At 60.0% G+C, this 25,031-nt stretch carries 30 protein-coding genes, 1 tRNA gene and 1 pseudogene; 10 read left to right on the forward strand and 22 right to left on the reverse strand.

The window, feature by feature from the left end; all coding sequences use genetic code 11:
- Window positions 1–3: 3 nt before the first annotated feature.
- Entirely contained in the window at window positions 4–171 is a 168-nt protein-coding gene (locus BLP99_RS26380; protein ID WP_156682193.1) for a hypothetical protein, read from the reverse strand.
- Window positions 172–368: 197 nt separating this feature from the next.
- On the opposite strand from BLP99_RS26380, the pseudogene BLP99_RS26790 reads away from it, so the two are divergent.
- The 4 genes and pseudogenes from BLP99_RS26790 to BLP99_RS07025 form a co-directional block, all read left to right on the forward strand.
- Window positions 369–1,451, forward strand: a pseudogene (locus BLP99_RS26790) (cache domain-containing protein); the annotation flags it as partial.
- Between the two features lie 93 nt (window positions 1,452–1,544).
- The gene (locus BLP99_RS26795; RefSeq protein WP_371128589.1) at window positions 1,545–2,312 is read left to right on the forward strand and encodes a methyl-accepting chemotaxis protein; all 768 of its coding nucleotides are present in this window, start codon (window positions 1,545–1,547) and stop codon (window positions 2,310–2,312) included.
- A 225-nt stretch (window positions 2,313–2,537) separates the two neighbouring features.
- Window positions 2,538–3,200, forward strand: coding sequence for a class I SAM-dependent methyltransferase (locus tag BLP99_RS07020; protein ID WP_072392742.1), 663 nt, complete (start codon window positions 2,538–2,540; stop codon window positions 3,198–3,200).
- Window positions 3,201–3,348: 148 nt separating this feature from the next.
- Window positions 3,349–3,612 carry a hypothetical protein gene (locus tag BLP99_RS07025; protein ID WP_072392739.1) on the forward strand — a complete coding sequence of 88 codons (264 nt, stop codon included), beginning with the start codon at window positions 3,349–3,351 and terminating at the stop codon, window positions 3,610–3,612.
- Window positions 3,613–3,700: 88 nt separating this feature from the next.
- Here BLP99_RS07025 and BLP99_RS07030 read toward each other — a convergent pair.
- From BLP99_RS07030 to thrS, 9 genes are all read right to left on the reverse strand, one after another.
- A tRNA-Pro gene (locus tag BLP99_RS07030) sits at window positions 3,701–3,777 on the reverse strand.
- Window positions 3,778–3,866: 89 nt separating this feature from the next.
- Window positions 3,867–4,223 carry a MerR family transcriptional regulator gene (locus tag BLP99_RS07035; protein ID WP_003179985.1) on the reverse strand — a complete coding sequence of 119 codons (357 nt, stop codon included), beginning with the start codon at window positions 4,221–4,223 and terminating at the stop codon, window positions 3,867–3,869.
- Complete coding sequence (gene ihfA / locus BLP99_RS07040; RefSeq protein ID WP_002553164.1) at window positions 4,204–4,506, reverse strand: integration host factor subunit alpha; 303 nt, start codon at window positions 4,504–4,506, stop codon at window positions 4,204–4,206. The genes BLP99_RS07035 and ihfA overlap by 20 nt, the downstream gene beginning before the upstream one ends.
- A gap of 3 nt (window positions 4,507–4,509) precedes the next feature.
- Complete coding sequence (gene pheT, locus BLP99_RS07045) at window positions 4,510–6,888, reverse strand: phenylalanine--tRNA ligase subunit beta (RefSeq protein WP_072458211.1); 2,379 nt, start codon at window positions 6,886–6,888, stop codon at window positions 4,510–4,512.
- Between the two features lie 174 nt (window positions 6,889–7,062).
- The gene (pheS, locus tag BLP99_RS07050; RefSeq protein ID WP_072392557.1) at window positions 7,063–8,079 is read right to left on the reverse strand and encodes a phenylalanine--tRNA ligase subunit alpha; all 1,017 of its coding nucleotides are present in this window, start codon (window positions 8,077–8,079) and stop codon (window positions 7,063–7,065) included.
- Window positions 8,080–8,188: 109 nt separating this feature from the next.
- Complete coding sequence (gene rplT / locus BLP99_RS07055; protein ID WP_072392553.1) at window positions 8,189–8,545, reverse strand: 50S ribosomal protein L20; 357 nt, start codon at window positions 8,543–8,545, stop codon at window positions 8,189–8,191.
- Window positions 8,546–8,575: 30 nt separating this feature from the next.
- Entirely contained in the window at window positions 8,576–8,770 is a 195-nt protein-coding gene (rpmI, locus tag BLP99_RS07060; protein ID WP_002553160.1) for a 50S ribosomal protein L35, read from the reverse strand.
- Window positions 8,771–8,830: 60 nt separating this feature from the next.
- Window positions 8,831–9,382 carry a translation initiation factor IF-3 gene (gene infC, locus BLP99_RS07065; protein ID WP_169432615.1) on the reverse strand — a complete coding sequence of 184 codons (552 nt, stop codon included), beginning with the start codon at window positions 9,380–9,382 and terminating at the stop codon, window positions 8,831–8,833.
- Window positions 9,382–11,304 carry a threonine--tRNA ligase gene (gene thrS / locus BLP99_RS07070; protein ID WP_072392551.1) on the reverse strand — a complete coding sequence of 641 codons (1,923 nt, stop codon included), beginning with the start codon at window positions 11,302–11,304 and terminating at the stop codon, window positions 9,382–9,384. Before thrS ends, infC begins: the two co-directional genes overlap by 1 nt.
- Before the next feature lie 383 nt (window positions 11,305–11,687).
- On the opposite strand from thrS, the gene BLP99_RS07075 reads away from it, so the two are divergent.
- Both BLP99_RS07075 and BLP99_RS07080 read left to right on the forward strand, forming a co-directional pair.
- Window positions 11,688–11,990 carry a hypothetical protein gene (locus BLP99_RS07075; protein WP_072392549.1) on the forward strand — a complete coding sequence of 101 codons (303 nt, stop codon included), beginning with the start codon at window positions 11,688–11,690 and terminating at the stop codon, window positions 11,988–11,990.
- Window positions 11,991–12,282: 292 nt separating this feature from the next.
- Complete coding sequence (locus BLP99_RS07080) at window positions 12,283–12,495, forward strand: cold-shock protein (protein ID WP_017904083.1); 213 nt, start codon at window positions 12,283–12,285, stop codon at window positions 12,493–12,495.
- Window positions 12,496–12,562: 67 nt separating this feature from the next.
- On the opposite strand, the gene BLP99_RS07085 is transcribed toward BLP99_RS07080, so the two are convergent.
- Both BLP99_RS07085 and BLP99_RS07090 read right to left on the reverse strand, forming a co-directional pair.
- The gene (locus BLP99_RS07085) at window positions 12,563–12,877 is read right to left on the reverse strand and encodes an I78 family peptidase inhibitor (RefSeq protein WP_072392547.1); all 315 of its coding nucleotides are present in this window, start codon (window positions 12,875–12,877) and stop codon (window positions 12,563–12,565) included.
- A gap of 156 nt (window positions 12,878–13,033) precedes the next feature.
- Window positions 13,034–13,339, reverse strand: coding sequence for a hypothetical protein (locus BLP99_RS07090; RefSeq protein ID WP_072392544.1), 306 nt, complete (start codon window positions 13,337–13,339; stop codon window positions 13,034–13,036).
- 130 nt (window positions 13,340–13,469) lie between these two features.
- Between BLP99_RS07090 and BLP99_RS07095 the strand changes: the two genes are divergently transcribed.
- Complete coding sequence (locus tag BLP99_RS07095; protein ID WP_072392541.1) at window positions 13,470–13,676, forward strand: hypothetical protein; 207 nt, start codon at window positions 13,470–13,472, stop codon at window positions 13,674–13,676.
- 48 nt (window positions 13,677–13,724) lie between these two features.
- Here the strand turns inward: BLP99_RS07095 and BLP99_RS07100 are convergent, their stop codons facing one another.
- The 7 genes from BLP99_RS07100 to BLP99_RS07130 are packed head-to-tail and all read right to left on the reverse strand — an operon-like array spanning window position 13,725 to window position 20,696.
- Complete coding sequence (locus BLP99_RS07100; protein ID WP_072430655.1) at window positions 13,725–14,753, reverse strand: nucleoside hydrolase; 1,029 nt, start codon at window positions 14,751–14,753, stop codon at window positions 13,725–13,727.
- 38 nt (window positions 14,754–14,791) lie between these two features.
- Window positions 14,792–15,196, reverse strand: a complete 405-nt coding sequence (rbsD, locus tag BLP99_RS07105) for a D-ribose pyranase (RefSeq protein WP_072392535.1) — start codon at window positions 15,194–15,196, stop codon at window positions 14,792–14,794.
- Window positions 15,193–16,107, reverse strand: a complete 915-nt coding sequence (gene rbsK / locus BLP99_RS07110; protein WP_092180019.1) for a ribokinase — start codon at window positions 16,105–16,107, stop codon at window positions 15,193–15,195. Before rbsK ends, rbsD begins: the two co-directional genes overlap by 4 nt.
- 23 nt (window positions 16,108–16,130) lie before the next feature.
- Window positions 16,131–17,150 carry a LacI family DNA-binding transcriptional regulator gene (locus BLP99_RS07115; RefSeq protein WP_072392529.1) on the reverse strand — a complete coding sequence of 340 codons (1,020 nt, stop codon included), beginning with the start codon at window positions 17,148–17,150 and terminating at the stop codon, window positions 16,131–16,133.
- A gap of 3 nt (window positions 17,151–17,153) precedes the next feature.
- Window positions 17,154–18,131, reverse strand: coding sequence for an ABC transporter permease (locus tag BLP99_RS07120; RefSeq protein ID WP_092180021.1), 978 nt, complete (start codon window positions 18,129–18,131; stop codon window positions 17,154–17,156).
- A complete protein-coding gene (locus BLP99_RS07125) occupies window positions 18,128–19,681 on the reverse strand; it encodes a sugar ABC transporter ATP-binding protein (RefSeq protein WP_072392523.1) in 1,554 nt (517 codons plus the stop codon). The genes BLP99_RS07120 and BLP99_RS07125 overlap by 4 nt, the downstream gene beginning before the upstream one ends.
- A 58-nt stretch (window positions 19,682–19,739) precedes the next feature.
- Window positions 19,740–20,696 carry a sugar ABC transporter substrate-binding protein gene (locus BLP99_RS07130; protein ID WP_072392519.1) on the reverse strand — a complete coding sequence of 319 codons (957 nt, stop codon included), beginning with the start codon at window positions 20,694–20,696 and terminating at the stop codon, window positions 19,740–19,742.
- A 277-nt stretch (window positions 20,697–20,973) separates the two neighbouring features.
- Between BLP99_RS07130 and BLP99_RS07135 the strand changes: the two genes are divergently transcribed.
- Both BLP99_RS07135 and BLP99_RS07140 read left to right on the forward strand, forming a co-directional pair.
- Window positions 20,974–21,222 (forward strand): DUF1654 domain-containing protein, encoded by a 249-nt coding sequence (locus BLP99_RS07135; RefSeq protein ID WP_076406630.1) that lies wholly within the window; start codon window positions 20,974–20,976, stop codon window positions 21,220–21,222.
- 5 nt (window positions 21,223–21,227) lie between these two features.
- Complete coding sequence (locus BLP99_RS07140; RefSeq protein ID WP_092180023.1) at window positions 21,228–21,917, forward strand: endonuclease; 690 nt, start codon at window positions 21,228–21,230, stop codon at window positions 21,915–21,917.
- A gap of 56 nt (window positions 21,918–21,973) precedes the next feature.
- Here the strand turns inward: BLP99_RS07140 and BLP99_RS07145 are convergent, their stop codons facing one another.
- Window positions 21,974–22,339 carry an SPOR domain-containing protein gene (locus BLP99_RS07145; RefSeq protein ID WP_092180025.1) on the reverse strand — a complete coding sequence of 122 codons (366 nt, stop codon included), beginning with the start codon at window positions 22,337–22,339 and terminating at the stop codon, window positions 21,974–21,976.
- A gap of 247 nt (window positions 22,340–22,586) precedes the next feature.
- Here BLP99_RS07145 and csrA point away from each other — a divergent pair, with 247 nt between their 5' ends.
- Window positions 22,587–22,781, forward strand: coding sequence for a carbon storage regulator CsrA (gene csrA / locus BLP99_RS07150; RefSeq protein WP_003179932.1), 195 nt, complete (start codon window positions 22,587–22,589; stop codon window positions 22,779–22,781).
- Window positions 22,782–22,977: 196 nt separating this feature from the next.
- On the opposite strand, the gene BLP99_RS07155 is transcribed toward csrA, so the two are convergent.
- Window positions 22,978–23,433: a DUF2214 family protein gene (locus BLP99_RS07155; RefSeq protein ID WP_092180027.1), complete on the reverse strand. Its 456-nt coding sequence runs from the start codon at window positions 23,431–23,433 to the stop codon at window positions 22,978–22,980.
- Window positions 23,434–23,630: 197 nt separating this feature from the next.
- Complete coding sequence (gene cysS / locus BLP99_RS07160) at window positions 23,631–25,013, reverse strand: cysteine--tRNA ligase (protein ID WP_072392503.1); 1,383 nt, start codon at window positions 25,011–25,013, stop codon at window positions 23,631–23,633.
- Window positions 25,014–25,031 lie beyond the last annotated feature (18 nt).

The raw sequence follows: 25,031 nt of genomic DNA on the forward strand, positions 1-25,031 counted from the left end.
TCGTTAAGGAAAGACGATCTGGCTGGGCTTTTTTCTTGCGCCCTGGGCGAGTGCAAGGCAGGCGAAACGATCGCCGCTATCTTCCGGATCAGGGACACCGGCGGCAATCATCTCGCCACGTTCACGCGATGATGCGCAAAAATGCATCACCCGGTAATCCGGGTGCGTCATTTCCGATGCTCCCCGCGACATATCCCCAGAATACGGGGCAAACCCGGCCCCTCGAAAAAAAGCAGCGCATCTAAAGTGCCTACGACTTTGGTCGATACGCTGTAGGTAGGCATGGGCGCTTTATCTATAAAGACTCACCAACGCGCGTCGCCACTGTCTCTGCCGTTCAAAAACCTATAACACCCGCGGGAGAAGTCATGAACATCAAACAGAAGCTGACATGGGCGTTCGCGACCATTGCCTGCCTCCCGGTCATCCTGGTAGCGGTGCTGGTGGTGCTGAACCTGCGCGACGCGGCGCAAATCAACTTCCTGGAAAGCAGCAGCCGTGAAATCCGGCAGATCGACAATGGCATGAAGACTTTCTTCGACGGCATCAGCCAGAACGTCGAATACATTGCCAAGGATCCACGAATCGTCGCCTCCAAGGGTCTCAAGAACTACTCCGGTGCCGATGCCGCCCAAATCCCTCTGACCGAAGACAATAAAAGGCTTCTGGAGATTTTCGACGGATTCGCCAAGACCCACCCCAGCACTGCCTACCTCTCCTTGGGAATGGCCGATGGCGGTTATGCCAGTTGGCCTGACGATCCGAAAATCTCGAATTACGACCCACGGGCCCGCCCTTGGTACAAGGCGGCGCTGGCCGCGCCCGGGACCACCGTGCGTACGGACGCCTATTACTGGGCGCCGGACGATGTGTCGTTGATCGGCACCGTTCACACCGTGGCCGATGCCACCGGCAATGTGATCGGCGTGATCGGTCTCGACGTATCGCTCAAGCAACTGACCGAACTGGTCAAGAACATCAAGCTGGGGGACAGCGGCTACCTGATGCTGGTAGAGGCCAATGGCAACGTCCTGGTGGATGCCAGCGACGCCAAGCACAACTTCAAGCCCCTGGCTGACCTGGGCCCCAACTATGCCGCGCTGGCCAAGAGCAGCGATGGCTCGGCACAGATCGAAATCGATGGCGTGCCGTACATGGTCAACATGATCACATCCAAGAGCCTGGGCTGGCGCTTCATCGGCCTGATCAAGCGTGATGAAGTGATGGCCCAGGCTTCGAGCCTGACCTGGTTGATCGCGCTTATAGCCGCCGTGCTGGCCGGGGTCTTCGCCCTCGTCGGTGCCAGCTTCGCCCGCATGATCGTGCGGCCGATTCGCGGCGTCGCCGATGGCCTGCAGGAAATCGCCGAAGGCGAAGGCGACCTCACCCGTCAGTTGAAGGTGCAAGGCAAGGACGAAACAGCCACCCTGGCGAGCTGGTTCAACCAGTTCCTGGGCATGATCGCGCAACTGGTCCAGCGCATCGGCAGCGCATCGTCCGATCTGCAGAGCGCCGCCGCCGACACCAGCGAAGTCGCCTCGAACATGAACGAAGCCGCCGGGCGCCAGCGCCAGGCCGTGGAGCTGGTCAGCACCGCCTTCAACGAAATGGTCGCGACCGCCAACGAAGTGGCCCGTTCCTGCAGCCAGGCCGCCTCCAGCGCGGACACCGGCTACCGGGACGTGCATGATGGCCAGCACCACATCGGCGAGGCCACCGGCAGCGTGATGAAACTGAGCGAAGACCTGCAACAGTCGACCCAGACCATGCAGGCCCTCGAGCAGGACAGCAAGAACATCAACACGATTCTCGACACCATCCGCTCCATTGCCGAGCAGACCAACCTGTTGGCCCTCAACGCCGCCATCGAAGCCGCGCGCGCCGGCGACCAGGGTCGCGGGTTCGCCGTGGTGGCCGACGAGGTGCGAGCACTTGCCCGACGCACCGCCGACTCCACTGGCGAGATCGACAGCCTGCTCGGCAACCTCGCCCGGCGCACCCAGGAAGTGACCCAGCAGATGCAGAGCAGCCTGCAAGTGTCGCAAACCAGCGTCGAGCGCATCCAGCAGGCCCGGGACAGCTTCGACAAGATCCGCAACTCGGTGGACTCCATCCGCGACCAGAACACCCAGATCGCCACTGCGGCCGAACAACAGCACCAGGTCGCCGAGGACATTAACCGGCACATCGCGCAGATCCATGCCGATGCGCAACTGGTCGAGGAATTCGCCCACACCGCACAGACCGGCTCGGGCCGCCTGACGGACATCTCCAGCCAGCTCAAGAACCTGGTGGGACGCTTCAAGTTCTAAGCACTTCCCCAAGGGCCAGGGACGGCTCGCCACAGCAAGCAGCGGCATTCCCCCTCCCCTCCACAGGGGCGGGCTTGCCTGCGAAGGCGTCGATACATCCGACTCTCGACGCAAGTCGTCACCATTCCCACCGTGTATCGCCGTACTTCCCCCCTAACCGTGGCACAAGCCAGGATAGCCGGCGACTTGTCCTATGCTTGTCTTCAGCCCCCTCTGGAGACCGACATGCCTGCCTCCGAATCCACGCTTCTGCACAGCTGGCACCACAACGCCCAAGCCTGGATCGAAGCCGTCCGCACCGGCGCCATCGAAAGCCGTCGCGAGGTCACCGACCAGGCCATCCTGCTGGCAGTGCTCAGCCGTCAACCCGAGCGAGTGCTCGACCTGGGTTGCGGTGAAGGCTGGCTGTTGCGAGCCCTGGCCAAACGGGCCATCGAAGCCGTCGGCGTGGATGGCGATGCAACGCTGGTGGAAGCCGCACGGACGGCCGGTTCGTCGCCCGTACATCTGGCCAGCTATGACACTCTGGCACAGGCGAAGGTGGACATCGGCCGTGATTACGACCTGATCTGCGCCAACTTCGCCCTGCTGCACCAGGACATCATCCCCCTGCTGGCGGCCATGAAAGCATTGCTTGTCCCGGGCGGCGCCCTGGTGATCCAGACCTTGCACCCCTGGGTCGCCGCCGCGGGCGACTACCAGGATGGCTGGCGCCAGGAAACCTTCGCGGGATTCAAAGGGCAGTGGCAACCCATGCCGTGGTATCTGCGTACCCTGTCCAGCTGGATCAATGCCCTGGACATGGCTGGCTTTCGCCTGGCGAGCCTGCAGGAACCGCAACATCCGCAAAGTGCGGTGCCGCAGTCATTGTTGTTGGTGGCCGAATAACGAATGGACTGAAATTGAATCGCGTTGGCTCTGCTCCAGCAATCCGCCCCTGACCAGACGATTGAGGATCTTGATCTCAAAAACTCAAACCACCTGCCGATACCATGACAAGAGCAGCGATTGGACTACAGCATTGAGGCGGGCAGTCATGACAGAAATTTATTTGCTGATAGCACACAGCACAGACCAAAGCGAACCCTACGTCCTCGGCTGGTTCGACGACCGACACAAAGCCAAGGAAGTCGCCGAGCAGAAAGAATGGGAAGCCTATCGCGCCAGCCTGAAGTCTGGGCATCTATGGTCAACCCAAAAACCGCTGGCACCCGATCAGACCGACTATCGCCGTTACTGGATCAAGACTATTTCGAAGTTTGATCATGTTCCGGTGCCGAGGTCCTGGGCACTGCATTGATCCCCTTGGGGCCCCTTCAACGGCAGCGCTTTCTTGCGGGCATGAAAAAGCCCAACCTTTTCAGATTGGGCTAAGTCATTGAAAAATATGGTCGGGACGGAGTGATTCGAACACTCGACCCCTAGCACCCCATGCTAGTGCGCTACCGGACTGCGCTACGCCCCGACTAGGCGTGAATCTTGTTTCGCTTCTCAGCGGAACGCTCAGGAATATAACGCAAGCTTTTGAAAACTGGAAGTATTTAAAGCAGAATTTTATTTCTTGAGCACCACAAGCACATCTTCGAGCTCAGCGATCATCTGGCGGATCATCTGTTTGTACTGGGTTGTATCGTCTTTGGCCTCATCACCGGAGAGACGCAGGCGTGCGCCGCCGATGGTGAAACCCTGGTCATACAGCAGCGCGCGGATCTGCCGGATCATCAGCACATCCTGGCGCTGATAATACCGGCGATTTCCGCGGCGCTTGACCGGGTTGAGTTGAGGAAACTCCTGCTCCCAATAGCGCAGCACGTGCGGTTTTACCGCACACAGCTCGCTGACTTCACCGATGGTGAAGTAGCGTTTGCCCGGGATGACGGGTAGCTCGTCGTTATGACTTGGTTCCAGCATAAGCCTCAACTCGGGCCTTCAACTTCTGCCCTGGACGAAAGGTGACCACACGGCGAGCGGTGATCGGGATTTCTTCACCCGTTTTCGGATTGCGGCCAGGCCGCTGGCGTTTGTCCCGAAGGTCGAAATTGCCGAAACCGGACAATTTGACCTGCTCGTTGTCTTCGAGAGCGTGCCGGATTTCCTCGAAAAACAGTTCGACCAGTTCTTTGGCCTCCCGTTTGTTCAAGCCCAGCTCCTCATACAGACGTTCCGCCATCTCAGCTTTCGTCAGAGCCCCCATACGTCACTTCCTTAACGTGGCGTTCAACCTTTGTTCGAGCGAGGTGAGGATGTTCTGCGTTGCGGTATTCACCTCATCGTCGTTAAGAGTGCGCGATGGATGCTGCCAGGTCAAGCCGACTGCAAGGCTTTTTCTATGCGGATCAATGCCTTTACCCTGATACACGTCAAATAGCCTGAGGTCCGTCAGCCATTCACCTGCATTTTCACGGATTACGTCCAGTACGGCACTGGCGGCAACCTCGCGATCAGCCAGCAAGGCAAGGTCACGACGCACTTCAGGAAAGCGCGATAACTCCTGGAATTCAGGCATTTTACCCAGGGCCACTTCGCTCAGGACCAGTTCGAAGACAAAGACAGGGCGATCCAGCCCCAACGCTTTCGACAGTTCTGGGTGAATGGCACCGATATGACCGACTTCGCGCCCTTCCCGCTCGATGCGCGCGGTCTGTCCAGGGTGCAGCGCCGGATGCTTGCCAGGTACGAAAGTAAAGGCGTCGAGGGCGCCAGCGAAGCCCAGCACGGCCTCAACGTCAGCCTTGACGTCGAAGAAGTCCACGCCATCGCGACCTTGGGCCCAACCTTCCGGCAGGCGACTGCCACAAACGACGCCGGCCAGCATCGGCTCCTGCTTCAAGCCTTCCAGCTGACCGACGAAGCGCAGGCCGCTTTCGAACAGACGCACGCGATCCTGCTGGCGGTTCAGGTTGTGCTGAAGCACCTTGACCAGGCCAGGCCACAGGGACGAGCGCATGGCCGCCATGTCGTTGGAGATCGGATTGGCCAACAGCAGCGGCTCGACGCCCGGGTTGAACAGTTCGAACTGGCGCGGATCGATGAAGCTGTAGGTGATCGCTTCCTGATAACCGCGCGCCACCAGCAGGCGACGCAGCTCCGGCAGGTCGCTACGGGCCTCGGCCTTGGCTTGGGGAGCCAGGCGAGCCTGGGGGTAACGAACCGGCAGGCGGTTGTAGCCGTACAGGCGGGCCAGCTCTTCGATCAGGTCGACTTCCAGACTGATATCGAAGCGATGACTTGGCACCTCGACGCGCCATTGCCCTGCCCCGTCGGCGCTGATGTTCAGGCCCAGGGCTCCCAGCAGGCGCTCGACTTCGGCCGAATCCATGTCCATGCCGAGCATCTGGGAGATGCGCTGGGCGCGCAGGGTGACCGGCGCAATCCGAGGCAGATGCTGTTCGCTGACGGTTTCGATGATCGGGCCGGCTTCGCCACCCGTGATATCCAGCAGCAGGCCAGTGGCGCGCTCCATGGCTTCACGGGCCAGTTGCCAGTCCACGCCACGCTCGTAGCGGTGCGACGCATCGGTATGCAGGCCGTACGAACGGGCCTTGCCCGCCACGGCGATCTGGTCGAAGAAGGCACTTTCAAGGAACACATCGCGAGTCGATTCGCCAACGCCGCTGTGTTCGCCGCCCATCACGCCGGCAATCGCCAACGCGCGGGTATGATCGGCGATCACCAGGGTATCGCTACGCAGGGTGACTTCCTGACCGTCCAGCAGGACCAGCTTCTCACCTTCTTCGGCCATGCGCACGCGAATGCCGCCGTTGATTTCGGCAAGATCGAAGGCGTGCAGTGGCTGCCCCAACTCCAGCATCACGTAGTTGGTGATATCGACCGCGGCATCGATGCTGCGCACGTCGGCGCGACGCAGACGCTCCACCATCCAGAGTGGCGTCGGCTTCGACAGGTCGACGTTACGGATCACTCGACCCAGGTAACGTGGGCAGGCCGCTGGCGCCAGTACTTCGACCGAACGCACTTCATCGTGCACGGCCGGGACCGAGGCGACCACGGGACGGGTCACCGGGGCGTCATACAGGGCACCGACCTCGCGGGCCAGGCCGGCCAGGGACAGGCAGTCACCACGGTTCGGAGTCAGGTCGACCTCGATGCTGGCATCGTCCAGGTCCAGGTATTCGCGGATGTCCTGGCCCACCGGCGCATCGGCCGGCAGCTCCATCAGGCCATCATTCCCTTCGCCGATCTGCAGCTCGGCCTGAGAGCACAACATACCGTTGGACTCGACGCCACGCAGCTTGGCCTTCTTGATCTTGAAGTCGCCCGGCAGCTCGGCACCGATCATCGCAAACGGAATCTTCAGGCCTGGACGCACGTTTGGCGCGCCGCAGACCACCTGGAAGGTCTCCACGCCATTGCTGACCTGGCAAACCCGCAATTTGTCGGCGTCCGGGTGCTGTTCGGTGCTCAACACCTCACCCACCACCACACCGCTGAATTCGCCGGCGGCCGGCGTCACGCTATCGACCTCAAGGCCGGCCATCGACAGACGAGCGACCAGCTCGTCCCGGCTTACCTGCGGGCTAACCCAGCCACGCAGCCATTGTTCACTGAATTTCATCCTGTTCTCCTAATAGATTCGTTACCGCGACCTAGGCGTTGTACGTAAAGTGTCTGCGCGACGACCATGCTGCGTTTAAAACAGGCTCGGATGCTCATTTACAACCAGTAAACTCATCCTCCTCGCCTGTTTTCGCCTTGCCTGATCGCCGCTCGGCGACTTTTCGTACAAGCCCTAGCGAAATTGCGCGAGGAACCGCAAGTCGTTGTCGAAGAACAGGCGCAAGTCATTCACACCGTAACGCAGCATGGCCAGGCGCTCGACCCCCATACCGAAGGCAAAGCCCGAGAACTCTTCCGGATCGATCCCGGACATGCGCAGCACATTGGGATGAACCATGCCGCAGCCCATGACTTCCAGCCAGCCGGTCTGCTTGCACACCCGGCAACCCTTGCCGCTGCACATCACGCATTCCATGTCGACTTCAGCGGATGGCTCGGTGAACGGGAAGTACGAAGGGCGGAAACGCACGGCCAGCTCTTTTTCGAAGAACACCCGCAGAAACTCTTCGATGGTGCCTTTCAGGTCGGCGAAATTGATATCGCGATCCACCAGCAGGCCTTCGACCTGGTGGAACATCGGCGAATGGGTGATATCCGAGTCGCTACGGTACACACGCCCCGGGCAGACGATGCGGATCGGCGGACGCTTGGACTCCATGGTGCGGACCTGTACCGGCGAGGTATGGGTGCGCAACAGCATGTTGGCATTGAAATAGAAGGTATCGTGCATCGAACGGGCCGGGTGATGGCCCGGGATGTTAAGCGCTTCGAAGTTGTGATAATCGTCTTCGACCTCGGGCCCCTCGGCGATGCCGTAGCCGATGCGAGTGAAGAACTGCTCGATGCGTTCCAGGGTCCGGGTCACCGGATGCAAGCCTCCGGAAGTCTGGCCACGGCCAGGCAGGGTCACGTCAATGGACTCGGCGGCGAGCTTGGCGGCCAGATCCGCCTCCTCGAACAACGCCTTGCGCGCATTGAGGACCTCTGTGACACGCTCCTTGGCAACGTTGATCAGCGCACCGACCTGCGGACGCTCTTCGGCCGGCAGGTTCCCCAGGGTCTTCATCACCTGGGTCAACTCGCCCTTCTTGCCAAGGTAGTGAACCCGGATTTGCTCCAGGGCATTGATATCTTCAGCGCTTTGCACAGCCTCTAGTGCTTGAGAGACCAGCGCATCCAGGTTTTCCATGTACAGACTCCAGATACAAAATAGGGGAAGAGCTTTAAGGCTCTTCCCCTATTTAAGACGTTTGGCACCTGGGCCCACAGAGGTGGGCCTCGGTGACTGTCGGGGGTACTTAAGCCAGGATGGCTTTAGCTTTCTCGACAATCGCAGCAAACGCCGCTTTTTCGTTCACTGCCAGATCAGCCAGAACCTTGCGGTCGATTTCGATCGACGCTTTTTTCAGGCCAGCGATCAGGCGGCTGTAGGACAGACCGTTGATACGCGCACCAGCGTTGATACGAGCGATCCACAGAGCGCGGAACTGACGTTTTTTCTGACGACGGTCACGGTAGGCGTATTGGCCTGCCTTGATTACGGCTTGCTTGGCAACACGGAATACGCGGGAACGCGCACCGTAGTAGCCTTTAGCAAGTTTCATAATTTTCTTGTGACGCTTACGGGCAATGACGCCACGCTTTACACGAGCCATGAGTTACTTCCTCTATTCTTGATCCAAAAATTAACGAAGGCGCAGCATGCGCTCGACTTTTGCCACGTCAGACGGATGCAGCAAGCTGCTACCGCGCAGTTGACGCTTACGCTTGGTCGACATTTTGGTCAGGATGTGGCTCTTGAAAGCGTGCTTGTGCTTGATGCCGTTAGCAGTTTTCAGAAACCGCTTGGCAGCACCACTTTTGGTTTTCATCTTTGGCATGTTCGGATACTCCGCATTCAGTTGATAAACATAATCGCAAGGCCTGCCGTGCCCTGGTGATTACTTCTTCTTTTTCGGGGCGATGACCATGATCAGCTGGCGTCCTTCCATCTTAGGATGCTGTTCGACCGAACCGTACTCGAGCAGGTCTTGTTCGACCCGCTTGAGGAGTTCCATCCCCAGCTCCTGGTGGGCCATCTCACGGCCGCGGAATCGCAAGGATACCTTGGCCCTGTCCCCGTCACTCAGGAAACGTACCAGGTTGCGCAGTTTTACCTGGTAATCCCCTTCCTCCGTCCCTGGACGAAACTTGATTTCTTTTACCTGAATCTGCTTCTGGTTCTTCTTCGCCGCGGCAATCTGCTTCTTCTTCTCGAAGATCGACTTGCCGTAGTCCATGACCCGGCAAACCGGTGGGACTGCATCGGCGGAAATTTCTACCAGATCAAGCTTGGCTTCTTCAGCAATACGAAGCGCTTCATCAATCGAGACGATGCCAATCTGCTCGCCGTCAGCGCCAATTAACCGAACCTCGCGTGCCGAGATATTCTCGTTGATCGGGGCTTTCGGTGCAGCTCGTTTATCTTGTCTCATTTCACGCTTAATAATAATTACTCCGAATCTGGGCGACCACGCCGGGAAACCGCTTGCGCGAGGAACTCGGCGAATTCGGCGACGGGCATAGAGCCCAGGTCAGCACCTTCGCGAGTACGCACAGCGACAGTCTGCATCTCGACTTCCCGATCTCCAATAACCAGAAGAAAGGGAACCTTGAGCAAGGTATGCTCGCGGATTTTAAAGCCGATCTTTTCATTTCTCAAGTCAGACTTGGCACGAAATCCGCTTTGGTTGAGAGTTTTTTCGACCTCGGCGGCAAAATCTGCCTGTTTATCAGTGATATTCATGATCACTGCCTGGGTCGGCGCCAGCCACGCGGGGAACGCACCCTCGTAGTGTTCGATCAGAATCCCGACGAAGCGCTCGAAGGAACCTAGGATCGCGCGATGAAGCATGACCGGGTGCTTGCGGCTGTTGTCTTCGGACACGTATTCGGCGCCCAGACGGATCGGCAGGTTGAAATCGAGCTGCAAGGTACCACACTGCCAGACCCGACCGAGACAATCTTTGAGCGAGAATTCGATCTTCGGACCGTAGAACGCCCCTTCGCCCGGCTGCACTTCGTACGCCAGGCCCGCGCTGTCGAGGGCAGCCGCCAGTGCCGCTTCGGCGCGATCCCACAGCTCATCGGAACCGACACGCTTTTCCGGACGAGTGGACAGCTTCATCTCGACTTCGGTGAAGCCGAAATCACGGTAGACATCCATGGTCAGCTTGATGAAGGCGGCGGATTCGGCCTGCATCTGCTCTTCGGTGCAGAAAATGTGCGCGTCGTCCTGGGTGAACGCACGCACCCGCATGATGCCGTGCAGCGCACCCGACGGCTCGTTCCGGTGGCAGGCACCGAACTCGGCCAGACGCATCGGCAGTTCGCGGTAGCTCTTCAAGCCCTGGTTGAACACCTGCACATGGCATGGGCAGTTCATTGGCTTGATGGCGTAGTCGCGGTTTTCCGACTGGGTGGTGAACATGTTGTCGGCGTAGTTGGCCCAGTGCCCGGATTTCTCCCACAGGCTGCGGTCCACTACTTGCGGCGTCTTGATTTCCAGGTAGCCGTTTTCACGCTGGACCTGACGCATGTACTGCTCGAGCACCTGGTACATCGTCCAACCGTTCGGGTGCCAGAACACCATGCCCGGCGACTCTTCCTGGGTGTGGAACAGGCCCAGGCGCTTGCCGATCTTGCGGTGATCGCGCTTCTCGGCTTCCTCGATGCGCTGGATGTAGGCCGCCAGTTGCTTCTTGTCGGCCCAGGCGGTGCCATAGACGCGTTGCAACTGCTCGTTCTTCGCGTCGCCACGCCAGTAGGCGCCGGACAGCTTGGTCAGTTTGAAGGATTTCAGGAAACGGGTGTTGGGCACGTGCGGACCACGGCACATGTCGACATATTCTTCGTGGTAGTACAGGCCCATGGCCTGCTCGTCCGGCATATCTTCCACCAGACGCAGCTTGTAGTCCTCGCCACGGGACTTGAAGACTTCGATGACTTCGGCACGCGGGGTGACTTTCTTGATGACGTCGTAATCCTTGTCGATCAGCTGTTGCATGCGCTGTTCGATGGCCGCCATGTCGTCCGGCGTGAAAGGACGCTCGAAGGCGATGTCGTAATAGAAGCCTTCGTCGATGACCGGCCCGATAACCATTTTCGCGGTCGGGTATAGCTGCTTGACGGCGTGACCGACCAGGTGCGCGCAAGAGTGGCGAATGATCTCCAGCCCCTCTTCGTCCTTGGGCGTGATGATTTGCAGCGTGGCGTCGCTGTCGATGACATCGCTGGCGTCGACGAGCTTGCCGTTGACCTTGCCGGCCAGGGTGGCCTTCGCCAGGCCTGCGCCGATGGATGCGGCGACCTCGGCAACGGAGACCGGATGATCGAATGAGCGTTGACTGCCGTCGGGAAGAGTAATAGTTGGCATGGCGCCTCCTCTCCTAGTGGTGACCCCTACCAAAGGTCACGTGGGTTGGGATGAGCCAGTACAAGATCCAGTCCAGGCCATTCAATGATGAACGCCTGCCTTACAGCGGCAGGAGCCTTTCGGCCAACCGGGAAACCAAACCAGAGTGACTGGGATTCAAATCAGGGTTGTTTCGAACATTTGTCGCCACCGAGACCTGTCGGAGTCCGGCGCCTGAAAATACCCGAGCCCGGCATGCTAGCACAGATGAACGGTCATCGCCGCGTCCGATTGATGCGAGGGTTATTCGCAGCCTCGTGCCGGATTTTATGCCAGAGTGCTGAACTGAAACGCCCATGACGCCTCAGATAACAAGACATTGACCGTAAAAGGAGCATCCCAGCATGCGTCTGAATACCCTATTGACAGTAGTCGCCCCCCTCGCCCTGCTGCTCCCGCTGGCCGCCCACGCCGAATGGCCCAAGGGCGAACGTGAAAAATACATGGCCCAGTGCATTGAAGCCGCCGCGCCACAGATCGGAGCCGCCGCCGCGAAATCCCACTGCGCCTGTGGCGCCGATGCAATCAAATCCTACCCGGCCAAGGATATCCAGGCGCTGATGGACAACAAGGCCAGCAAAGACCTGCAGCAAAAGGCACTGGGCCAGATCGCTTCCTGCAAGGCCGGCAGCAACACCAAAAAATAATTGAATGCTGGGTTATTTCAGCGAATGGGGAGCGATAAAACCCGTCGAAAAATCGCTTTTCCGTACTTTTTTCGCTGTTTTTACAGCTTTTTTTATCCTCTTTACATTCGACTGAAAGCCTTTAAAACCGGGGCCTCCAGCCAATCAAGGGGATAGGGAAAACACGACTGATTGGCAAACCGCACGTCCGGGGGGCTCCCAAATCGAACATTTCGACTATGATACTCCGGTGTGCCCAGTTGGCCTGAGCAGCACAGCACTACTGAAAATATATGTTTCTTGGAGATACACCATGTCTAATCGCCAAACCGGCACCGTTAAATGGTTCAACGATGAAAAAGGCTTCGGCTTCATCACTCCTCAAGGTGGCGGTGACGACCTGTTCGTACACTTCAAAGCTATCGAAGCTGACGGTTTCAAAAGCCTGAAAGAAGGCCAGACCGTTTCCTTCGTGGCTGAGAAAGGCCAAAAGGGTATGCAAGCTGCACAGGTTCGCCCAGAGTAATTTCTCGGCGCGCTAAAAAACCCCGTCCATGTGACGGGGTTTTTTATGGGCGGTCGAAACCTGTGGCTCAGCCGCAGTTCACCCGATTGACTACCAGCTTGGCATCGGTATTGAGATTCAGCCGATCGGAGCGGTACTCGAGCGTGATCATGTCGTTGGGCTTGAGAATCCGGGCTACCTGCGCGCCGGAACGGCTGCGGGCCTGCTCCAGCAACTGCGGCGAAGCCTGTTTACCGATGGCGAACTCGGCAGCCTTCGCTTCGCAGCGCCCACTCCCCGCCTCACCTGCCACAGGGTCAGCGGTGGTTTCAGCGGTGCTGCTGCAACCGCTCAACACGACGGCAGCCAGTACAGTGCTCAATGACGCGAGCTTCCAAGGCATGAAGCCTCCTTTTCTTGATGTTAGAGAGAGCGTGCGACAACCCAAACGAAACTTGGTTTCACACCGGAGCCATCAGCATGCCTTCATCGGAGAACGGCAGTTTGCCTGAGCCGGGGCCGCTGTTCAGGGATGAATCGTGACTGAATATGAATAGCGTCAGTAGACATCGATATAGTCGAAGGGCGGACTCGGCCAGTTTTCCTTCAGGGCATTGTAGATTTGCATGACCCAGACCTCATCACTGGCCGCGACCCGCCCGACGTATCCCGAGCCTTTCGCCCACGTCTCGAGCCGAAACAGCAAGCCGTCGATGTCGGTGCCACCCACCACGCCCGAGGACAGATAGGCAATCCCGGCCTTGGTCACGCGCAACTGGGTGTGCTCGTCGTCGCTGGCCGACGCCAGCAACCGACGAACCGCCTCGAGGGTCAGCCCGTCAGGTGCGTTCAAATCGATCTGCACGGAAAAGGTCCTTGAGCAATCAAAAAACAAGTGTCGCACAGCCCCATCCTGATGCCTAAGTCGCAGTGCAAAAGCTGGGGCAAAAATGGTTAACTCAGCCTACACACCTCCCACGTCACGGGCCGCCATCATGAGCATCGTCAGCATCGAAGCCACCATCAACGCCAAATGGTTGGAGGGCCATAGTTCCTACAGCCCGGGCAGTCCCGAGGAGCTGGCGATCATCGGCATCGAGTTGCTGGTGAGGGAACTGGGGACGGAGGTCGCGCGGAATTTCATCCAACAGGCATTCGAACGCTACCCGACTCTCATCGACGCCAGCCTGGCCACGGACTGAAACGCAGGCCTTTCCCGCGGGACAAGCCTGCGGGTAGGCCAGGACGCTTTACTTGAGGCGCGCCAGACGCTCGGTCAACAGGTCAAAGAAACCCTGGGCATCGCCGTTTTCCACCCAGAATGCGTTCTTGGGTGCCTTCAGGCCGTCGTACCAGTCGACGATGGTCTGCCCGAATGTCGGGCCTTCGCGACTGTCCACCACCACATTGACCGCACGGCCGGTAAACAGCCCAGGCTTGAGCAGGTAGGCAATCACCGTGGCGTCATGCACCGGGCCACCGCTCATGCCGTAGTGCTCCATGTCGCCCTTGACGTACTCATTGAGAATATCGCCTACGAGTTTGCTGGCATTGTTGTTCACTGCGGCGATCTGTTTCAGGCGCGCTTCGCTGGTGAGGATCTTGTGGGTAACGTCCAGTGGCAGGTAGGTCAGTTTCACCCCGCTTTTGGCTACCACTTCGGCCGCCTGCGGGTCGGCGAACAGGTTGAATTCAGCCACCGGCGTGATGTTGCCGCCGTTGAAATGGGCACCCCCCATGATCACGACTTCCTTGATGCCCTGAACGATGTCTGGCTCCTGGATCAGCGCCAGGGCCAGGTTGGTCTGCGGCCCGAGCATGGCGATGGTGATGCTGTGGGGCTTGGCCGCCTTGAGGGTATCGATCAGGTAGTTGACCGCATTGCCCTTGGCCAGCCCTTTCCTGGGCTCATGCACGGTGACTCCCGACAGGCCTTCCTTGCCGTGGATGTTTTCCGCATAGATGGGGGTACGCATCATCGGCTTGGGCGCGCCGGCATAGACCGGAACGTCTTCGCGGCCAGCCCACTCCCGGGCCAGGCGAGCATTGCGGGAGGTCTTGTCCAGGCGCACGTTGCCCGCAACGGTGGTCAGGGCACGGATATGCAGCTCTTCGGGAGAGGCCAGGGCGAACAGCAGGGCAACCACATCGTCGGCACCGGGATCGGTGTCGATGATCAGATCGATCTTTTCCGCCGCCTGGGCGCTTGTAGCAGTGATCAGTGACAACAGCAGCAGACTCCGAAACAGTTGGCGCATTTTCTGAGCATAGCGGTGCATGGCGCACTCCTTGTGCAGGGTTTGACAGAACTCGGCAGTTAGAACGTTACTCCGGCGATCAGCACGATGTTGCAGTACGGAGAGCATTCTCCTGTGCGAATGATCGCCCGAGCTTGTCGGCTAAGGGCTTTGAATTGCTCATGGCTGACCAATTCCCGCGTCCCCAGCGCATTCTGGGCATGAAGCGTCTCGAGCGCCGCCAGGGCCGACGGCTGCTTATCGTAGATCTCCTCGGCCAGCACATGGCTTTGCACCTGCATTTCGCTGAGCACCACCTTCAGCGTGCTGATGAAATCGGGAATTCCAGGTGTCAGGGCCAGGTCGATCAACTCGACCTGCGGCGGTACGGGCAGGCCGGCATCACCAATGACCACCTTGTCGCCATGACCGAGGGAAGCGATCAACCGAGAGAGGGCCACATTCAATAACGGAGTCTTTTTCATGATTCGAAAGCCTGTACTTCCTGCAACGTGGGAATGGAGGGCTGTGCCCCGATGCGAGTGACCGACAGCGCGGCGGCCACCTGACCGAGACGAATGGCCTCCACCTCGCTTTTCCCATTGGCCAGGGCGGCAGCGAACCCGCCGACAAAGGTATCCCCCGCCGCCGTGGTGTCCACGGCCTTGACCCGCGGCGCCGGGAAGTGCTCGAAACTCGAACCGTTGGCGAACATCAACCCTTGGCCGCCCAGCGTCACGATCACCTTGCCCGCGCCGGCACCGATCAATTGCGCCGCGGCGGCTTCGGCGGTTTCCAGGGAGTCCACCGCCAAACCGCTCAGCATGGCGGCTTCGCTTTCGTTGGGAATCAGGTAGTCGACACAGGCGTACCAGTCGGCCGGCAATGCGTGGGAGGCCGGTGCCGGGTTGAGGATGACGATCTTGCCCAGCTCACGGCCGCGCTTGAGCACATGGGCGACGGTGGCATCCGGGACTTCCAGCTGGCAGACGATGACGTCGGCGCTTTGCAGCACCTCGTCGAAACCGTCCAGGACCGCTGGAGTGAGCGCGCCGTTGGCTCCGGCGACGATCACGATCGCATTCTGGCTGTTGTCATCGACCACGATCAGCGCCACGCCACTGGAACCTTCCACGACGCTGACCGCCAGGCAATCGATGCCTTCGTTCACCAACGCGCCGCGCAACTGCTGGCCATAGGCGTCGCTGCCCACGCAACCGACCATGGCGACCTGCGCCCCCAGGCGCGCTGCGGCCACGGCCTGGTTCGCACCCTTACCGCCTGCAATGGTGGAAAACGATTCACCGATCAGCGTCTCCCCTCCCCGGGGCAGACGCGGCGCCCGGGTCACCAGGTCCATGTTCAGGCTGCCTATCACCACTACTTTTGCTGGCATACATCATCACTCATCAATTCGGTTCAGCGGTATTGGGCGAACGCACCGGACAACGGCGCGGTCGACTCTCGCAAGACAATGCTGGGCGTGACGATCCGTTGCTCGGTGGCGAGCGCGGGCGTAGCGATACGCCGCAGCAGCACCTCGGCCGCCATCTCGCCCAACTGCAGGATCGACTGCCCTACCGTGGTCAATGCCGGATAGACATACCGGCTCATCTGGATGTCATCGAACCCGATGACCGACAGTTCGCTGGGCACCCGCACATTGCGTTCCGCGGCGGCCCGCAGCACACCGATGCCGATCATGTCGTTGGCCGCGAAGATCGCACTGGGCGGCTGGTGTTCGAGCAGGCTGGCCGCCGCGCGATAGCCGCCGGTGCTGGTGAAATCGCTATCGAGCATGCGCCCGGTCGCCAGCTCGATCCCCGCCTCCTCCAGGGCCCGGCAGTATCCGGCCTGGCGCATCTGAGCCACGCTGGTGTCCGCCGGGCCACCGATGAACGCGATGTCACGGTGGCCCAACTCCAGCAAGTGCCGGGTGGCCAGGTAAGCGCCATACTCGTGGTCGATGCGCACCAGGTCCGCCTCGAGGCCGTCCAGGCCACGGTCGACGATGACCATGGGCGTACGCACGCTGGCCAGTCCCTCGGCCAGGCCGACATCGCCGCCAGCGGAAGCGACGATCAGGCCATCGATGCGTTTCTCCAGGAGCACTCGCAGGTAACTGCGCTGTTTGTCCGGGTTGTCGTCGGAGTTGCACAGGATCACGCAGTAACCGTTGCGCTCGCAATAATCCTCGATGCCCCGGGCCAGTTCAGCGAAGTATGGGTTCAGGCTGTTGGGCACCAGCAGGCCGATGGTGGCCGTGGTCTTGGCCTTGAGCGAACGGGCTACCGCACTGGGCACGTAGTCGAGGCGCGCGATGGCCTCCTCGACCTTGAGCCGTACTTCCTTGCTGACCGGTCGCGTCTTGTTCACCACATGGGACACCGTGGTATAGGAAATCCCCGCGAGCGCCGCTACATCCTTGATCGTCGCCATGGCTCAGGCCCGCCGATTGGCGCGTTGGCTGCGATAGGTGTCGAGCACCACCGCGATCACGATCACCGCACCGGTAATGATGCGCTTGGTGGGTTCGGTGGCACCGATCTGCGCCAGGCCCGCCGCCAACACGGAAATGATCAGTACGCCGAAGAACGTGCTGATAACCGAACCACGCCCGCCCATCAGGCTGGTGCCGCCGATCACCACTGCGGCGATGACCTGCAATTCGAGGCCCGAACCGGAGTTCGGGTCCGCCGCTTCCAGGCGCGAAATCTGGAACAGCGCCGCGACACCGGCCAACAGCCCCATCAGGCTGAATACCAGGATCTTGTACGGCTTTGGGTTGATACCGGCCAGGCGCACCGCCTCTTCATTGGTGCCGATGCCGATCAGGTAGCGGCCGAACACGGTACGGGTCAACACCGCCTGGGCGATGAAAATCACCAGCAGGGCAATGATGAATGACGGCGAGATACCGAATGCGATGGGATTGGACAGCCAGGCGAAGGAGTCGCCGATATAGGCGGTCCGGGAGCCGGTCATCTGGTACGCCAGGCCGCGGGCCATCTCCAGCACACCCAGGGACACGATGAACGAGGGAATCCGCCACGCCACGGTGATCGAACCGGTGACGGTCCCCGCCAGCGCAGCCACGGCCATGCCCAGCAGCGCCGAAGGCCAGACGCTCCAGCCCCAGCCCAGCACCGCCACGCTCACTGTGGATGCCGCCAGCGCCAGCACCGACCCTACCGACAGGTCGATGCCGCCGATGATCAGGATGAACGTCATGCCCACCGCCAGCACCATGAGGTCCGGGATCTGGTTGGCCAGCGTGCTGAAGGTGTCGTAGGACAGGAAATGGCTGCTCAGGACCGAGAACAGCGCAACCATGGCCAACAGAGCGCCGGCCAGCCCCAGGTAGGTGCCGAGGCCATAGAAGTTACCACTCGGTTTACCGACGGCAGATGCGGTTTTCATGAAATTTCCCTAGGCGCTGCTTCGTTGAGCAACGCATCACGTTTCTGATAGCCGGCGAATGCGGCGGCAAGCAAGTCATCCTGGGTCCAGCTGTCGCGCTCGAAGGTGTCGATCAAGCGCCCGGCGGACAACACACCGATCCGGTCACAGATCAGCATCAGCTCGCGCAGGTCGCTGGAAACCACCACCAGCGCCTTGCCCTGGCGGGTCAGTTCGCCGAGCAAGGCGTAGATATCGAATTTGGCGCCGACGTCGATGCCCCGGGTCGGCTCGTCGAACAGCAGCACCGAGCAGTCGCGCTCCAGCCAGCGGCCGATCACGACTTTCTGTTGATTGCCACCCGAGAGTTCGGACACCAACTGTGTCGGGCTGGAACTGCGGATGCGCATGGCGTCGATCTGCCGCTGGGCCAAGGAGAGTTCCTCGCCGCCATTGACGATGCCGGCGCTGGAGATTTCCGGCATGTTGCCCAAGGCGATGTTGGCGGCGATCGACTGGGTCAGCAGCAGCCCTTCGCCCTTGCGATCTTCGGTGATCAATGCGATGCCATGGGCCACCGCATCGGCCGGGGACCGGATATCGACGACCCGGGCCGGTGAACCCAGTGCCACGGTACCGCTGTCGGCCGCATCGGCACCGAAGATCAAGCGCATCAACTCGGTGCGCCCTGCCCCGATCAGTCCGGAGATGCCGAATATCTCGCCGCTGCGCACTTCGAAGGAAACGTCGCGAACCTTGTCGGAGCGGGTCAGGCCAGTCACCGTCAAGGCTGGCGCGCCGATCTTGCGCGGCCCCAGGTCGATGTGTTCGCCCAACTCGCGGCCCACCATCAGCGTCACCAGTTGCTCGCTGTTGTAGTTGGCCATCGGTTCGACGCAGACCAGGTTTCCGTCGCGCAGCACTGCGATGCGCTGGGCCACCCGCGCCAGTTCTTCGAGACGATGGGAAATGTAGATGATCGACACGCCCCGGGCCTGCAGGCGGGTGATCTGTTCGAAAAGCATCTCGACTTCCCGGGCCGTCAGCATCGCGGTCGGTTCGTCGAGAATCAGCACGTGGCAATCGCCGATCAGGTTGCGCGCGATCTCGACCATCTGCTGGTGGCCGATACCCAGCTCGCCCACGAGGGTATCGGGGTCAATCGCATCGAGCCCGACCTGGGCCATCGCCTCGATCGCTGCCTTGCGCAACTGCTTGCGGCTGATCCAGCCGCCACTATTGGGCAGATTGTCGAGAAACAGGTTTTCCGCCACCGAAAGGGTGGGCAGCAGGTTGAGTTCCTGCATGACCATGCGCACGCCCAGTTCCTCAGCCTGGCTACGACTGCCGGGACGATAGGCCTGCCCCTGGAACTGCATCTGCCCGGTAGTGGGCGTCACCAGCCCGCCGATGATCTTGGACAGGGTGCTTTTACCGGCACCATTCTCGCCGGTCAGCGCCAGCACCTCGCCGCGCATCAACGTCAGGTCGATGTCGGTCAACACCGGTTGGGCATAGGTCTTGCCGATACCGCTGACGGTCAGGACAGCGTTCGGATCGCAAACGGACATAAAAAGACTCTCCATGCGCTCGCCCGGATGAGCGAGCGCCGTTGTGTCGCCAGGACAGCTACTTGGTAACCAGCTCGACTGGAGTTTCGATAACGCCGTTGGCGCCGCTTTCGACTTTTTCTTTCTTGAGGATTTTCAGCGCGGTCTCGATACCGAATACCGCTTGCCGGGCTGCGAATTGATCAGCCGTGGCCAGGACACGACCGTCCTTGAGCATGGGCTTGATGGCATTGATGTTGTCGTAGCCGACCACCTGCACCTTGCCCGCCTTGCCCGCTGCACGCACCGCCGACACTGCGCCGACCGCCATGCTGTCGTTACCGGCCAGCAGCGCCTTGATGTTCGGGTATTCGCTGAGCATCGACGCCGCGACCTGGTTGCCCTTGTTGATTTCCCAGTCACCGGACTGCAGGGACACGACCTTGATCTGCGCCGCCTCCATTGCATCCTTGAAGCCTGCGGTACGTGCCTGGGCATTGGTGGTGGTGGACACGCCCTCGATGATCCCCACCTCGTCGCCGGCCTTGAGTTGCTTGGCCAGGTACTCGCCCACCAGGCGCGCGCCCTTGCGGTTGTCGGGACCTACGAACGGCACGGTGATGTTCTTGCTCTTGACCACGTCCGGGTCGAGCTGGTTGTCGATGTTGACCACCGTGATGCCGGCGTCGACGGCTTTCTTGATTACCGGCACCATCGCCTTGGAGTCGGCGGGCGCGATGATGAGGGCATCGACCTTGGACACGATCATCTGCTCGACGATACGAATCTGGTTGGCGGTGTCGGTTTCATCCTTGATCCCGTTGGAGATCAGGTCGAATTCGGCGGAGTGTTCCTTCTGATAGGCCTTGGCGCCGTCTTCCATGGTCAGGAAGAATTCATTGGCCAGGGATTTCATGACCAGGGCGACCTTGGGTTTTTCAGTGGTCTGGGCGAATGCCGAGGAGAAAGGCAGCGTGGCGGATGCGGTCGCGAGCATGGCGACGGCGAGAAGGCGTCCAGCGAATGGCAGCTTCATGGGTTCACTCCGATCTTATGATTATTGTGGGCAAAAGCATCGTGCGGATGCCGCGCAAACGTTTGCGTGAAGTGAACTATGGTAACGCTTCGGTCATTTGTCAACGCTCGAGGTCATCGAGTATCTCGCCTGGTTGCCTGACTGGCAAAAAAAGATCCCACTTCCTACATCAAAACCAAAAAAGCGCTGTCAGACGATTTTCTTGAATTTTAAGCAGTTGCGTAAATGCCTACGGTTAAATACTGTATGCACGTACAGCCTAAATAAGGATAATCCTGTGGCCACGCCCTCCACTGCAGCGACCCCCTTGGACGCCTATACACGAATCGGCCTGCGGGTCTCGAAAATCATCAACTCTCCCATCGCCCAGAAAGCCAAGGCCGCGCTGATCTTCCGGCTTCCCGACGAGCCAGTGGAGGAATGGGAACGCCTGCTGGAAGAGATCGATGAGAACGACAACGTCACCCTCGCCTATCGCGATGACGGTGGCGTACAGGTTTTCTGGGTAGTGCCGAAGGAAGATTGAACCTGATGATCGTTCGCTGTTTTGCGTTATTGCTCGTATTCATCGCCACGGGCGCCCAGGCCGCGGCGCCCCGGACTTTCAACGAAGCCAAGAAAATCGCCTGGAAACTCTACGCACCTCAATCCACCGAGTTCTATTGCGGTTGCAAGTACACCGGCAATCGCGTGAACCTGGCGGCTTGCGGCTACCTACCGCGCAAGAACGCCAGCCGTGCCGCCCGCATCGAGTGGGAACATATCGTCCCGGCGTGGCAGATCGGTCATCAGCGTCAGTGCTGGCAGCAAGGCGGCCGCAAGAATTGCACGCGTTACGACCCGGTCTACCAGCGGGCCGAAGCCGACCTTCACAATCTGGTGCCAAGCATCGGGGAAGTGAATGGTGATCGCAGCAATTTCAGCTTCGGCTGGTTGCCGGTGCAGAAAGGCCAGTATGGTTCCTGCCTGACCCAGGTGGACTTCAAGGCCAAGAAGGTCATGCCTCGTCCGTCCATTCGCGGCATGATCGCCCGGACCTATTTCTACATGAGCAAACAGTACGGCTTGCGTCTTTCGAAACAGGACCGACGCCTGTACGAAGCCTGGGACAAGACCTACCCGGTGGAAAGCTGGGAGCGCCAACGAAACCAGAGCGTGGCGTGTGTCATGGGTCGCGGGAACGAGTTTGTCGGCCCGGTGGATCTGAAAGCCTGCGGCTGATGAGAATGAAAAGGCCCCGGACGTCCAGCGTCCGGGGCCTTTTGGTATGCGTCCGGTTATCGGGTGACCGGAAAATCCACCACCAATGTCTCGATGTTGCGCTTTTTCGCCCGAACCAGGGCGGCGTTGATTTTCTCCTGCCCGGCTTCGGCTTCGGGCCGGGAGTTGAACGGTCCTACCAGGACCCGGTCCTTGCCGTTCTCCTTGACCACGGTCGACATGAAGCTGTGTTCGATGAGCCATCCGGTCAGGTCACTGACCGCTTGAGGTGTTTCGCCCCGAACCTCGACACCCCACTGCGGCGCGGCAGCGGCTGCCGGAGTGGAAGCCAAGGATGGCTTCGGTTTCGGTGCTTCCACCTCACGTCCCTCGCCACATCCTGCCAGCATCAATACCGCGATTACCCAAGCCAATGTGCGCACAACATTTCCTCTGGAAGACATGAGGAGGCGATTTTAGCACCCGCGCCCACCAAGAACCCCGCAAACAATGCTCAAAACACGAGAATCCTGCACGACGTCTCTGTATAGTCGCACCCTGGGAATTAATGCTACGTCTGCGCGTCACAAAGAGGCACCCACATTGTGACGCTTAGCACTAATCTATAAGCAGTACCGACATCTGCACTGCCTGAATCAGGTGCCCTATAAAGCAATCAAGGAGAACACCATGCTGATACTCACCCGCAAAGTCGGTGAAAGCATAAACATTGGTGACGACATCACGATCACCATTCTGGGCGTTAGCGGCCAGCAGGTCCGGATCGGCATCAATGCCCCGAAAAACGTTGCGGTGCATCGCGAAGAGATTTATCAGCGCATTCAGGCCGGCCTTACCGCCCCCGACAAGCCGCAAACTCCCTGAGCCCTGCAGCAGTCCGCAGCCAGCCCGTTTGCATCGCCGCAATGGCTGGCTAAAGATTCAGGCGCACCCACGCCATCCCTGCTCCATCCGGCTTCTGATTTTCCGCCACACCCTCGAAACCGATATTAGTGCCATGACCCTGGCGTGGCTGTCGGACATTTCGTTTTAATGGCGACGAAGCGGGTATCAGTGCCGGTCAGCTCAAGCTCACGCCACGGGCCATGCCTGTGGCAGCGACCACCATCAGCATCATCAGCAACGCTTCGACATGACTGATCCGGGCCAGTCGGCCTGCCCTGGATGCATCGATGGCCACCCCCTTGCCCAGGGCCATCCGCCATTTGATCAATGTGATCATGGGAACGAGTTCAAGCAGCAGGATCAGCAGAAGCAGGGTCATCTTCAGATGGAACAGAGGCTGGTGCAGGTAATAGTCCGAGCCTTTTTCGAATCCGCCGAAAGCACGCATCCCACCGGTCACCAGCAGGACCAGTGCCGACACTCCCCACACGCTATCGGCCACCAGCACATTGCGTACCGCATCCACGCCACCGGCCAGGCGCCGCAGGGCCGTACCGCGCGTGAGCACTGCCCAGAGCCCGAGGGCGAAGGCCAGGAGATGAATTGCCGCCAGAGACCAATGAGCCCACATGGAAAAATCCTGTCAGGGAACGTCGAATCGACCTGACAGTACTAGCTCATAAGAAAATGATTGCCAGGCCGGACACAAAAAAAGTGGGAGCGAGCTTGCTCGCGATGGCGGTGTATCAATCGACAACAATGTTGCCTGACATTCCGCTATCGCGAGCAAGCTCGCTCCCACAGGGGTACGGCGAGCTTTAGAAGATCTTAGTCCGCCAGGCGCCAGGTCGTGCCGCCCTTGCCGTCCTCCAGTACCACGCCCATGGCGGTGAGCTGGTCACGGATACGGTCGGATTCGGCCCAGTCCTTGTTGGCCCGCGCCGTCAGCCGCGCCTGGATCAGCGCGTCGACTTCGGCGGCGTCCACGCGACCTTCGGCACCGGCCTGGAGGAAGTCGTCAGCCTCGAGCTGCAACACACCCAGTACGCTGGCCAGCTCCTTCAGGCGCGCGGCCAAACCTGCCGCGGCGTTGATGTCGCTCTCACGCAGGCGGTTGATCTCACGCACCATCTCGAACAGCACCGCGCAGGCTTCCGGCGTGCCGAAGTCATCGTTCATGACCTCGGTGAATCGCGCCACGAACGCTTCGCCACCGGCGGCCGGCACGGCGGGCAAGCCCTTCAACGCATGGTAGAACCGCTCCAGGGCGCCCTTGGCGTCCTTGAGGTTGTCTTCCGAATAGTTGATGGCGCTGCGGTAGTGGCTCGACACCAGCAGATAACGCACCACCTCGGGATGGTATTTGTCGAGCACGTCGCGGATGGTGAAGAAGTTGTTCAAGGACTTGGACATCTTCTCGCCGTTGATCCGGATCATGCCGCAATGCATCCACGCATTGGCGTAGGTCTTGCCGGTGGCCGCTTCGCTCTGGGCGATTTCGTTCTCGTGGTGCGGGAACTCCAGGTCGCTGCCGCCGCCATGGATGTCGAAGGTCTCGCCCAGGCAGCAGGTGGACATCACCGAGCACTCGATGTGCCAGCCTGGACGCCCCTTGCCCCACGGCGAATCCCAGCTCGGCTCGCCCGGCTTGGCGGCTTTCCACAGCACGAAGTCCAGCGGGTCCTGCTTCGACTCGCCCACTTCGATACGCGCGCCGATGCGCAGGTCTTCGATCTTCTTGCGCGACAGCTTGCCATAGCCCATGAACTTGCCGACGCGGTAGTACACGTCGCCATTGCCCGGTGCGTAGGCGTAGCCCTTGTCGATCAGCGTCTGGATCATCGCGTGCATGCCGGGAATATGGTCGGTGGCCCGCGGCTCCATGTCCGGCTTGAGGATGTTGAGACGTGCCTCGTCCTCGTGCATCGCCGCGATCATGCGTTCGGTCAGCGCCTCGAACGACTCGCCGTTCTCGTTGGCGCGGTTGATGATCTTGTCGTCGATGTCGGTGATGTTGCGCACGTAAGTCAGGTCATAGCCGCTGAAACGCAACCAGCGGGTCACCAGGTCGAAGGCAACCATGCTGCGACCGTGGCCCAGGTGGCAGTAGTCGTACACGGTCATGCCGCAGACATACATGCGGACCTTGTTGCCATCCAGCGGCTTGAAGACTTCTTTGCTCTTGGTGAGCGTGTTGTAGATCGTAAGCACAGGGTTTCCCTTAAGACT

This window comes from Pseudomonas sp. NFACC32-1, assembly GCF_900101215.1.
Classification (GTDB): Bacteria; Pseudomonadota; Gammaproteobacteria; order Pseudomonadales; family Pseudomonadaceae; genus Aquipseudomonas.